9 protein-coding genes are annotated in these 11,505 nt (G+C 72.6%); 3 read left to right on the top strand and 6 right to left on the bottom strand.

Going from position 1 to position 11,505, the window contains the following annotated elements:
• Positions 1-43: 43 nt before the first annotated feature.
• On the bottom strand, positions 44-1,201 hold the full coding sequence (locus ACFWE2_RS20825) for a trans-sulfuration enzyme family protein (protein WP_377226120.1): 1,158 nt from the start codon (positions 1,199-1,201) through the stop codon (positions 44-46).
• 59 nt (positions 1,202-1,260) lie between these two features.
• Between ACFWE2_RS20825 and ACFWE2_RS20830 the strand changes: the two genes are divergently transcribed.
• On the top strand, positions 1,261-1,731 hold the full coding sequence (locus tag ACFWE2_RS20830) for an Lrp/AsnC family transcriptional regulator (protein WP_377226121.1): 471 nt from the start codon (positions 1,261-1,263) through the stop codon (positions 1,729-1,731).
• 57 nt (positions 1,732-1,788) lie between these two features.
• Here ACFWE2_RS20830 and ACFWE2_RS20835 read toward each other — a convergent pair whose 3' ends face one another.
• The 3 genes from ACFWE2_RS20835 to ACFWE2_RS20845 all read right to left on the bottom strand — a co-directional run bounded on the left by ACFWE2_RS20835 (position 1,789) and on the right by ACFWE2_RS20845 (position 6,714).
• The gene (locus tag ACFWE2_RS20835) at positions 1,789-2,853 is read right to left on the bottom strand and encodes a serine protein kinase RIO (protein WP_377226122.1); all 1,065 of its coding nucleotides are present in this window, start codon (positions 2,851-2,853) and stop codon (positions 1,789-1,791) included.
• Positions 2,854-3,100: 247 nt separating this feature from the next.
• Positions 3,101-5,377: a serine/threonine protein kinase gene (locus ACFWE2_RS20840; RefSeq protein WP_377226123.1), complete on the bottom strand. Its 2,277-nt coding sequence runs from the start codon at positions 5,375-5,377 to the stop codon at positions 3,101-3,103.
• A gap of 101 nt (positions 5,378-5,478) precedes the next feature.
• Entirely contained in the window at positions 5,479-6,714 is a 1,236-nt protein-coding gene (locus ACFWE2_RS20845; RefSeq protein ID WP_377226124.1) for a hypothetical protein, read from the bottom strand.
• A gap of 144 nt (positions 6,715-6,858) precedes the next feature.
• Here ACFWE2_RS20845 and ACFWE2_RS20850 point away from each other — a divergent pair, with 144 nt between their 5' ends.
• Positions 6,859-8,676, top strand: coding sequence for an ATPase (locus ACFWE2_RS20850; protein WP_377226125.1), 1,818 nt, complete (start codon positions 6,859-6,861; stop codon positions 8,674-8,676).
• An 82-nt stretch (positions 8,677-8,758) separates the two neighbouring features.
• Here the strand turns inward: ACFWE2_RS20850 and ACFWE2_RS20855 are convergent, their stop codons facing one another.
• Together ACFWE2_RS20855 and ACFWE2_RS20860 are read right to left on the bottom strand one after the other, a co-directional pair.
• A complete protein-coding gene (locus ACFWE2_RS20855; RefSeq protein ID WP_377226126.1) occupies positions 8,759-9,580 on the bottom strand; it encodes a metal-dependent hydrolase in 822 nt (273 codons plus the stop codon).
• A gap of 166 nt (positions 9,581-9,746) precedes the next feature.
• On the bottom strand, positions 9,747-10,232 hold the full coding sequence (locus ACFWE2_RS20860; RefSeq protein ID WP_377226127.1) for a GNAT family N-acetyltransferase: 486 nt from the start codon (positions 10,230-10,232) through the stop codon (positions 9,747-9,749).
• Between the two features lie 160 nt (positions 10,233-10,392).
• On the opposite strand from ACFWE2_RS20860, the gene ACFWE2_RS20865 reads away from it, so the two are divergent.
• The coding region (locus ACFWE2_RS20865) for an LLM class flavin-dependent oxidoreductase (protein WP_377226128.1) at positions 10,393-11,505 on the top strand (1,113 nt) is incomplete at its 3' end.

An 11,505-nucleotide genomic window follows, 5' to 3' on the forward strand; every position in this document is an offset into this window, starting at 1 on the left:
TATTTGCCCCCTCAGCGCGGCCAAGGGGGCAAATACCCAGCACTCAACGGGCCGCGTGGGTGAGGGCCGTCAGCAGGTCTTGCCAGAGGTCCTCGACGTCCTCCAGGCCTACCGACAGGCGGACCAGGTCGGGGGAGATGCCCGCGTCCTTACGGGCTACCTCGTCCATGATCCGGTGGGTCAGGGAGGCCGGATGCTGGATCAGGCTGTCGACGCTGCCGAGGCTCACGGCCGGCGTGATCAGCCGGACGGCGGAGACCAGCGCCACCGGGTCCACGGACGTCTCGAACGAGACCATCGCCCCGCCCACGCGCGGGTAGTGCACTCGCGTCACCCGGGGGTGCTCCGCCAGCCGTCGCGCCAGCTCCGCCGCCGTGGCCGACGCCGCCCGCACCCGCACCGGGAGGGTCGCCAGCCCGCGCAGGAGCTCGTAGCCCGCCATCGGGTGCAGCATGCCGCCGGTCAGGAACCGGACCTGCCGCAGCGACCGGGCGAACTCCTCGGAGCAGGCGATGACACCGCCCATCACGTCGCCGTGCCCGCCCAGGTACTTGGTGGCGCTGTGCAGCACCAGGCTCGCGCCGAACGTCAGTGGCCGCTGCAGCACGGGCGTTGCGAACGTGTTGTCCACGAGGAGCGGCGCGGTGCCGCAGGCGTCGGCCAGCGCGCGCAGGTCCACCTCGGTGAGGGTGGGGTTGGCGGGGCTCTCGACGACCACGAGCCCCGTCCGGTCGGTGACGGCCGACGCCGCCTCGTCGGGCGCCACCCACCGCACGGTGTTGCCGAGCAGGCCGGAATCGAGCAGGTGGTCAGTCGTCCCGTACATGGGCCGGACGCCGACCACCTCCGGCTTGCCCGCTGCGACCTGGGCCAGCAGGCAGGCCGACAGCGCGGCCATCCCGCTCGCGAACGCGACGGCGGCCTCGGCGCCCTCGAGCTCGGCGAGCGCGTTCTCGAAGCGGCGCACCGTCGGGTTGGCGACGCGGCCGTACACGGGCGGGCCGCCGTCGTCGTGCCCCGCCGCGAACTCGTCCAGGCGCTCGGCCTCGCCGACGACGTCGTACGACGGGTAGGTGGTGGACAGGTCGATCGGCGGGGCGTGCAGGCCCAGCGCGGCCAGGTCGTCCTTGCCGGCGTGGACGGCGCGCGTGTTCCAGGAGTGGGCGCTCCCTGCGAGCGGGGTCTCCGCGTGCGTGGTCATGGAGGACTATCGGCACCCGGGACCTCGTATCCCGGTCAGGCATGCTAGAAATTCGGCCTATGGGCCAGAACGTGATCCTGGATTCGGTAGACCGTGCGCTGCTGGACGAGCTGCAGAAGGACGGTCGACTCTCGAACAAGACGCTCGCGCAGCGCGTGGGCGTCGCGCCGTCGACGTGCCTGGCCCGCACGCAGCGGCTGCAGAACGCCGGGGTGATCCGCGGCTACCGCGCCGAGATCGACCCGGCCGCCGTCGGGCGCGGGCTGCAGGCCATGCTGATGGTGCGGCTCACGACCCACTCCCGGCCCCTGCTGGGCCCGTTCGTCGAGTGGGTCCGACGGCTCCCGCAGACACGAGCCGTGCACCACGTCTCCGGGCCCGACGACTTTCTGATCCATGTGGCCTGCGTCGACACCGACGAGCTGCAGCGTGTGGTCCTCGACCTCACGGCGCGCGGCGAGGTGGGCCGGGTGCAGACCGACCTGGTGTTCTCCTCGTGGACCTGCGGCCCGGTCACCCCGGCAGGGTGACGTGTCAGACGTACAGGTCACCGGAGTGATCTGTACGTCCGACACGCGAGCGCCGGGTCAGAGCGCCTGGCCCAGCAGGTCGGCGAACAGCGCGTCCGCGTCGACGTCCAGGCCCCGGGCTGTGAACCAGGCGCACACCGTGCGGCAGTCCCGCAGCAGCACGTCGCTCGCGAACGGGTTCGCCACCAGGTCCACGACCTGGGGCAGGTCGATGATGACCAGCCGCTCGCCGTCGGCCAGGATGTTGTACGGCGACAGGTCGCCGTGCGCGAAACCGAGCCTGGCCAGCACCGACATGCCGTCCGTCAGCTGCTCCCAGTACGACTCGAGCAGGTCGTCCGACGGGCGTTGCCTGGTCAGCCGTGGTGCGGCGACCGCCTGGACGCCGCCGGCGTCGTCGGTCACCTCGGTGCCCACGAACTCCATGAGCACCTCCGTGCCGTCGATCTGCACCGGATAGGGCACCGGCGCCCCCGCGGACCAGAGGTTACGCAGGGCGACGAACTCGGCGTCGGCCCACTGGGTGGCCGAGACCGCGCGACCCCACGCGGACTTCCGGTCCTCCATGGCGCGCTGGTCGCGGGTCCGGCGCGTCCGGCGCCCCTCGGTGTACTCGGTGCCGCGGTGGAACTGCCCGTGCTCCAGGCTGCGGTACCGCTTGGCCACCAGGAGGCAGCGTTCGGCGCCGCCGGGCGGCGTGTCCCCGGACGGCGCGCTCGCCGGGACCGCGCGCTCGATCAGGAAGGCGTCTGCCTCCTTGCCGGTCTTGAGGATGCCGAGCTCGGTGTCGAACGCGGCGTCCCGGGTGACCAGCCAGTCGGGCAGGGGCTCGGGTCCGCGCTGTCCCTTGGCGACGGACCGCCAGGTGGACCAGCGCTGCCCGGGGCCGGGCTCGACGAGATCCTGGTCGAGGTCCCGGGTGGGACCGGCGTGCGCGGGACCGGCTTCGGACGGGTCCGCCCCGAGCGTGCTCGGGTGCGGGCCCTCCAGCTCCTCGCGACCGATCCGAGCGCGCCGGGCGGTGCGCAGCTCGTCGTCGGTCGGCCGGGTGCTGGGCTGGGTGGTGCTCCTGTTCGCGGCCTGGATCAGGAGGGACTTCGGTGCTTCGGGAAAACGGGGCAAGACGGTGCTCCTTGATGCTGGAGCACTGCCGGATCAGTCCCGGGTGCTCCTGGTGACAGTGGCGTCTGCTGCCGCGAAGGCAGCCGCGCGAACGACGTCGTCCATGACTGCCTCCTTCCTGTCCGCACTCCCCGAGTGCCTGTGCTGGCCGGTCAACAAGCCGCCTCGAAGTGCAGGCTCGGTGACCGTGCGCCGAGCATGTCACGACCGTGCGGCGGCCCGCACCTGATTTATCCGAAGAGAGTTCTCAGCTCCACGGCAGGGCGTTCTCTATCGACTCCCACACCGAGTCGCGCACGTCCTGGGTGGTGTCCTGGACCCCCTGCTCGAGGTCGTCCTGGATCTGCTCCCGCTGCTGCTCGAACGAGTCACGCGCGTCCTGCGTGACCTGCTGCGCGTAGCCGACGACGCCCTGCACGGCGATCACGATCACCCACACCACGACGACGAGCCAGAACGGCCACGTGCGTCCGCCGCGGCGCGTCCGGACCGCCCGGAAGAGGTTCACGACGGCCGAGGTGACGATGCCGAGCAGTGGGATCGACAGCTCCGCCATGCGCGGCAGCCACACGGGGTCCAGGTTCAGGGCCGACACCGTGATCTCGCCGAGCGCCGTGAACAGCGGCAGCCCGGCCGCGCTGGGCATGGCGTCGAACCCGGGGACGAGACGCACGAGCTGGTAGAGCGCGAGCGCGAGCAGCACACGCGGGATCCAGCCGAGCAGGGCGGCCAGCACGCCCAGGCCGCCGCCGGAGTCGCGCCGGCTCGCATCGCGCTCCCTGCGGTCCCGGGCGTCCAGGGTGTCCGGAAAACCCCTGTCGTCGCGTCGCGGCGGAGGCCCGGCCGGCTGGACCGGAGGCTGGGCGGGCGACTGCGGCGGGAGGTTCGGCTGGGTGCGGGCCGGGGCGGCGGGCCGCTGGGCGGGCGCGGGCGCCAGGCGGGTGTCGGACGCCGGAACCGGGCGGAACGCGGGCGCCACCTGTGTGGCCTGCTGGTTGGTCACGGGCGCCGGTGCCGTCGCCGACGTCGTCCGCTGGGCCGGCCGGGCGGACTGCCGCCGGAGCGGGGGAGCCGCCGTCGGGCTGCCGGGGAGCGGCAGGCCGTGGCGCTGCCGGTAGGCGATCCAGCCGTCGAACGTGTCCGGGTATCCCTCGGGGGTGAAGGCAGGGGCCCAGCGCATGGCGGCCCACAGGTAGTCCTTGATCTCGGCGGGCGCGCGCCCGCCGGCCCGCTGCGGCCCGACGGCGGACAGGTAGGTGGAGATGACCTCCTCCGCCGCGCCGTCGAACCCGTCACCGTGCACCTGGTGCAGTCGGCCCATGAGCTGCTGGTCGTAGACGAGGTTGGTGACGGGCTCACCGTGCTGCACCGGGTTGCTCGCGAGCACGCTGGTCGGCGGGACGGCGGCCGAGGGGGCCCCGCTCCCCGTGAGCATCTCCGTGACGAGGCCGCGCTCGATTGTGGTGGCGCCCGCCGCGGCGAGCAGCGCGGGGTCGAGCGCCGCGCTGTCGTTGGCGAGCTGGGCCACGGTACCGATGAGGTTGTGCAGCGGCGGGCGGTCCTCGGGCTGGTGCCGGGTCATGGCCAGGACGAGCGGCAGCAGGCGGCGGTCGACCGGTCCGACGTCGGCCGCCGTCAGGTCACGCCCCACGAAGTTGAGGTCGTTCGGTAGCTGGCCCGTGGCGAGGAAGATCAGCAGCAGGCCCAGGCTGTACACGTCGGAGCGGGCGTGCGGCTTGCGCACGAACAGCTCGGGCGCCATGTAGGAGATGGTGCCCGCGGCGTGCGTCGACGTGCTGGTGCCGTGACCCTTGGCGATGCCGAGATCGATGAGCACGTACCGGTCGGGCGCGGCGATGATGTTGGCCGGCTTCACGTCCCGGTGCAGGAAGTGCTCCTCCTGGAGCACCGCGAGCGCGTCGAGGACGTCGCCGGCCACACGCAGCACCTCCCGCGTCGGCATCGGCCCCTCGGCGGACACCCGCTGGGACAGGGTCGGGCCCGGCACGAGCTCCATGGCGAACCACGGCGTGGGCGACTGCAGGTCGGCGGTGACGAGCCGCGGGAACCCGCGCCCGGCCAGCCGCTCCAGCAGCGCGGCCTCGCCGACGAACCGGTCCAGCGCGCCGAACTCGGAGTTGGTGAGCACCTTGAGGGCCACCTCGCCGCCCTGTCCGACGGCACGGTAGACGTGCGCGAACCCGCCGTGGCCGAGCGAGCCGACGAGCTGGAACGGGCCGAGGACCTCTCCGGTGGCCGGGATCCGCTGCCCGGTGGCGGTGGCGGTGGCGGGGACGGGGGTGGCACCGGGGTACCCCGCAGACCCGTTCGCGTGACCGGCGCCCGATGGCTGCACGACCCGTGTCGCGGCGGTCGGCGGCGGCGCCGTCAGCGGCGCTGCGGCGGGCGACGTCAGCACCCGGGTCGGTGCCGGCGGCGGAGGGACGGCAGCGGTCTGGTCGCCACCCCCGGCGGGCTGACCGGCGGGGCGTGCGGCCGTCGTGCGGGCGGTCTCGTCGGACAAGCAAGGACTCCTCAGCAGCGCACCGGCACAACCGGCTGGACCAGAGAAAATCTATCAGCGTCCCGCCACACCGCTCAGTAAAGAGGCTGACCCGTGACCTGTCAGCCGTTCCCGCCGGGCAGGGCGTCCTCGAGCTGGTCGGTCGCGTTCTGCCTCGCGTCCTCCACGCCCTGCTCGATCTGCTGCTCGACGGAGTCCTGCGCGTCCTTCTTCGCGTCCTCGACCGTCTCGTCGACGGAGTTCTGGACGTCCTGCCTGATGTTCTCGGTGGCCTCCTGCGCGTAGCCGACGATGCCGCCGACGGCGAAGACCACTATCCACGCGACGACCGCGAGCCCGTAGGGCCAGATCGCGATCGACGTGCCCAGCGAACGGATCGTGTTGAGCAGGCCGGCGAGCGCGATGCCGAGCGCCGGGATCGTCATGTTGGCCGCCTGGTCGGACCACTCGGGGTTGAGGTTGAGCAGGCCGAGCACACCGTCGCCGATACCGCGGAACAGCGGGAACTGCGAGACGTCCGGCATGACGTCGAACCCGGGGATCAGCCGGACGAGCTGGTAGACGCTCAGCACGAGCAGGGTCCGCGGGATCCAGGCCAGGACGGCGCCCGCCGCGGAACCGCCGGGGGAGTCGTCGCCCCGGTCCCGCTCGCGGCGCTGGATCGGCGGCGTCGGGGGCGTCTGCTGGGGCGCCTGGGGGCCGTAGACCTGGTCGAAGGGCTGCGGCTGGCCGTAGCCCGGCTGCTGGCCGAACGCCTGCGGTTGCTGGACCGGCGGCTGGCCATAGGCCTGCGTCGGCTGGACCGGCGGCTGGCCATAGGCCTGCGTCGGCTGGCCGTAGCCCGCCTGGCCCTGTCCGTAGTTCGGCTCGCCCGGGAAGGTGGCTGCCTGCGGGGGCGTGGGCTGCACGGTCTCGTACGGGCGGTACGGCCGCGCGGGCGGCGGGGTGGCGGCCCGGTAGTCCCGGCCCAGGTCGGTGCCCTGTTGCGGCATGCCCGACGGCGGTATCACCTGGGTCCGGTCGCCGTACTGGTCGCCGTACCCGGAACCGGCCTGCGGAGTGCCCGACGGCGGGAAGACCTGGGTCCGGTCGCCGTACCCGGTGTTGCCCTGCGGCGCTCCGGCCGGTGGCATCATCTGGGTCCGGTCGCCGTAACCAGCTCCGCCCTGGCCCGGACGAGCCGCCTGTCCTGACTGCCCGTCCTGGACCGCGTCCATCCACTGCGTGGCGGCATACGATAACGGTGCGCCGGGCTGCGCAACCGGGCGAGCGGGCGGCCGCTGGATCTGCGTGGGGTCGTCCGCCGGAGGAATGCGGCGGGTGGGCTCGTCGGACACGCGAAGCTCCTCGGTTGTGGTCCCGGTTTCGCGAGAACCTACCAGGTGGGGTGATTGGGGTGGCCACGCGGACGAACATGTCCGACCCTTGCTTCGGGGGCGATCCACGCGATGCCGCCTGCCCAGGAACTTCGGAGGAAACGTATGAGCTCTGACACCGTGCCCCGCTGGCCCCGGATCGACGCGATAGTCCGGGAAGACGGATCCGGTGAGGTGACGATCGACGGGACCTTCCACCCGATCACGACGGGCAGTCTGGAAGAGGCACGCGTGGAGGTGCTTCGCAAGGTCACGGAGAACGCCGCGAAGGTCGGCCGGCCCGTGCGGGCGTCCGCGACAGGGCCCGAGGGTCTGTGGAACCTGATCGTGCACCCGGACGGGACGGTGGTGCCGGAGGAGGACGAGCCCACGCCGCCGTCGGCACCGACGCCGCAGGTGCCGCCGGCCACTGCGCCTGCCGGTGAGGTGCACGGCGGGACGTCGGTCACGGTGCCCGAGGTGTCGCCGGGCCCGACGGCGGAGCCCGGGCCGGTGTTCGAGGACGCACCGGCGTTCGAGGACGCACCCGCTGTGGATCTGCCGCCGCGAGGCGAGCCGGCTGAAGCGACCGGTGGTGCGGACCAGGACTCGTTCGGCGCGCCCGTCGAGGCCGACCCGGAGGACACGGTGCGTCGTCTCCCGAGGACCTCCGAGACGCCTGACGCCGTGCCCGGCTCCACCTCGGCCTACGCGCCGAGCGGGGCGAACCCCGCGGCGGGCACTGCGTTCCCGGTCGAGGACGGAATGCGGGAGAGCCCGACGGACGACGCCAGGAGCGGCGCGGTCTCCGGCCCGCCGAGCACCGTCCAGGGCCGCCTGCCGAACCCGATGCCCGACTCGATGCCGAGCCCGATACCGAGCACCGCGCCGGGCCGGCCGGCGAGCCCACCGACCGCCGGCCCGGTCCACGCGGCGCCGGGCGGGCGGAGCACCGGCGGTGGGCTCTCCGCACCGCCGTCGGACCCGGTACCGATCACCGACGGGGAGCCTCCGCGCTCGCGGCGCGAGGCGCGCGAGTCGTTCCTCACGCACCAGCAGGACGAGGAGCCCGCGACGCGCGGGTTCCGCGGGATGCTGACCCGGATCGGCATCCGGGTCGGGCCGAGCGAGGCGGAGCGGGCGGAACGGGCCGACGAGCGCGCCGTCAGCCAGCACTGGCCGGGGCCGCGCACCATCTCGATGGTCAACGGCAAGGGCGGGGCGGGCAAGACGCCGTCGACCGTGCTGCTCGCGGCGGTCTTCGCGCAGTTCGGCGGTGCCGGCGTCGTCACGTGGGACAACAACCAGACGCGCGGCACGCTGGGCTGGCGCACGGAGCAGGGGCCGCACGAGTCGACGCTGCTGGACCTGCTGCCGCAGACGGACCGCCTGCTCGGCCCGTCGGCCCAGGCAGCGGACCTCGCGCGGTACGTGCACCACCAGACGCGCGACCGCTTCGACGTGCTGCGGTCCAAGCCGATAGCGATGGCCAACGAGCAGCGCATCGAGCCCCGGGACGTGGACGCCATCCACTCCGTGCTCTCCAAGTACTACCGGATGATCCTCATCGACTCCGGCAACGACGAGTCCGACCCCATGTGGCAGCGGATGATCGACCTGACCGACCAGATCGTCGTGGCCACGACCACGCGTGACGACCACGCGGAGGCCGGGGCGCTGCTGCTGGAGGCGCTGTCGACCCGTGACGGCCGGTCGGCGTACCTGGCGCAGCAGGCGGTCGTCGTCGTGAGCCAGGCCGACCAGAAGGAGCCGGCGAGCGAGCTGGAGAAGGTCGCCGACGGGTACCGGTCGCTGGCCCGCGCGGTGGTGACCATCCCGTTCGATCCCGGGATGGTCGACGGCCACCTCCGCTACGGCGCGCTGCGCCCGGACACCCGGCGAGCCTGGCTCGCGGCCGCCGCGGCGGTGGCTGGCGGCCTCTGACCCACCCGAACAGTTGAGTGCTGGATATTTGCGGCTTTCGAGCCCCGAAAGGCGCAGATATCCAGCACTCAACGAGGCAGGGTCAGGCCGGGAAGAGGGCCACCAGGTCGTACCAGACGGACATCGTGTCGAAGCCCATCTGGTCCAGCATGGCCCAGACGATGCCGACGATCGCGTACAGCGACATCGGGACGAGCAGGATCCACTCGCGCACCGACCCGGCGTCCCCGAGGATCGGGATCGCGAGGTTGCCGCCGGTCCGCCACATCCAGTCGAGCTCGATGCCGCGCTTGTTGCGCATCCAGTACGGGGACCGGAACTTCAGCGGCCACAGCAGCGGCACGCCGGCGGTCGTGATCAGGTCGCCGAGGATGTGCACGACGCAGCCGAGCGCCACGCTGAACGGCATCCAGTACCACTCCTCGGGCGCGAAGATCGCGATGAGGACCGCGAGCGTCACGGACATCGTCCACGGGAAGATCTTCGTGTCGCGCGTGATCTTCAGCGCCTTCAGGGCGAACGCGACGAGCAGCACGCACATGATGCCCGGTCCGATCAGGATCGCCCCGAACTCCTGGGTACCCGTGTCGATGCTCAGGAAGCTCAGCGCCCAGGCGATCGCCGTGAAGACGGCGACGCCGAGGATCGAGTGCGTGCCCTTGCGGTGCCCGCCCGACACCGCCTCGATACCCTTGACCACCACGTTCGACACGGGCTTCAACGAGTTCGCGATGGTGCCGGAGTGATGGTCGGCGTCGGGCAGCAGCGCCGCGCCCGCGCAGACGAGGGCTCCGGTGAACACGCTCGCGTCCGACACGGGGTACCAGCCGAAGGCGATCGGCGTCGAGGCGGTGACAGCTATCCAGGCCGCGGCTCCCGACGCGGCGTGGTGGCCTCCCATCATGGTGGTGTGCGCTCCAGTCCCGGGTCTCCCCGAATCGACAGATCATGTGGCAGCTCTGGCTCGCCTGCCCTGGCAGGACAGGCCGAAGTCCCTGGTGGCAGGGCCGAGCCAGGGCATTGAAGCAGGAGAGAGCGGTGGAGCGGGGGACGGCGCGCCGGTCCGCCGGTCAGGCGCCCGTCACGTACGCGTAGTGGTGGAAGTGCTGGTCACGGACGAAGCCCTCGGACTCGTACAGGCCCTGCGCCGCGACGTTGTCCCACGCGGTGGCCAGAGAGACCCGGATGGCGCCTGCCTGCTTGGCTCGGCGGCACGTCTCCCGCACGAGAGCACGAGCCGCGCCCGTCCCGCGGGCGTCGGGGGCAACGAACAGGTCGTTGAGGACCCAGGACCGGCTCAGGCTCACGGACGACCAGGTGGGGTAGCTCTGGGTGAAGCCGACCACCTCCTCGGCGGCCGGGTCGTCGGGCGCGGTGCCCTCCGGCCTCTGCACGGCGATCAGGAGCACGCTGTCGCCGGCGTCGCGGCGGGCGGTCAGGTAGGCGCGCGCTTCGGCGTCGGGCACCTCCTGGTCGTAGAACCTGAGGTACTGACGGAACAGGTCGACCACGGCATCGACGTCGTCGTCGGTCGCGGGGCGCACATCAACAGACACCTCGCGATCATGTCAGGCCCAAGGGGGTCGGCGCCATGACCTTCGGCGATACCGCGACGATCCCTGGGGTGATAGACGCGCGCGGCGCGCGAGCCCGGCACGGGTGAGCAGGGCGCCGCGCCCCGGAACACGCCGGACCCGCCGACGGTTGACAGAGGCGATGAATACCCAGCCACGCTTGTCCGTCCTTGACCTCGTGCCCGTCCGTTCGGGCCAGACCAGTGCTCAGGCCCTCGCGGCCTCGCTCGAGCTGGTGGCGCTCGCCGACCGCCTCGGTTACGAGCGCTACTGGTTCGCGGAGCACCACAACATGGCCGCCGTCGCGGCGTCGTCGCCGCCGGTCATGATCGCCGCCGCGGCCGCACGGACCGCCCGCATCAGGGTCGGGTCGGGCGGCGTGATGCTCCCGAACCACGCGCCGCTCGTGGTCGCGGAGCAGTTCGCGGCGCTGGAGGCCATCGCGCCCGGACGGATCGACCTCGGCATCGGCCGCGCCCCGGGCAGCGACCCCGTGGTCACGTCGCTGCTGCGCGCGACCGGTCCGACGGCTGACGTCGACCGGTTCCCGCAGCACGTCACCGACATCCTGAGCCTGATGGGGCCCGACGGCGCCCGCCTGCGCCTGGTCTCCGGCGACATCTACGACGTGCGGGCCACGCCCGCCGCCGGGAGCGTCCCGACCGTGTGGCTGCTGGGCTCCAGCGACTACTCCGCGCGCCTCGCCGCCGAGCTCGGCCTGCCCTACGTGTTCGCCAACCACTTCTCCGGCCAGGGCATGGACCAGATCCTCGCCCTGTACCGCGACGGCTACCGGCCGTCCGACGAGCATCCGGAGCCGCGTACGTTCCTCACGTCCAACGTGGTGGTCGCGCCGACGTCGGACGAGGCGCACGACCGCGCGCTGCCGCAGCTGCGACAGATGGCGAAGCTGCGGTCGGGGCAGAGGCTCGGCCCGCTCGAGACGGTCGAGGACGCGGTGCGCGCCACCGCCGACGAGCCCGCCGGTGGTCTGCTCGCCCAGTCGATCGAGTCGATGCGGGAGCGCTGGCTGATCGGCGACGCCCAGCACGTGGCCGCCGAGGTGCGCGGCCTGGCCGAGCGGCACGGTGTCGAGGAGGTCATGCTCGTCCCGGTCGCGGGTTCCCGCGCGGACGAGCCCCTGGACGCGACGCCGGGCCGTGCGCAGACCCTTGAGCTCCTGGCGAAGGCGCTCAAGGGTACGCGGCGTTCTGGCTGGTTCGGGAGGGGCGCGGGCTGGTCGAGCAGCCGGTGG

Source organism: Promicromonospora sp. NPDC060271, assembly GCF_042726755.1.
Lineage (GTDB): Bacteria > Actinomycetota > Actinomycetes > Actinomycetales > Cellulomonadaceae > Promicromonospora.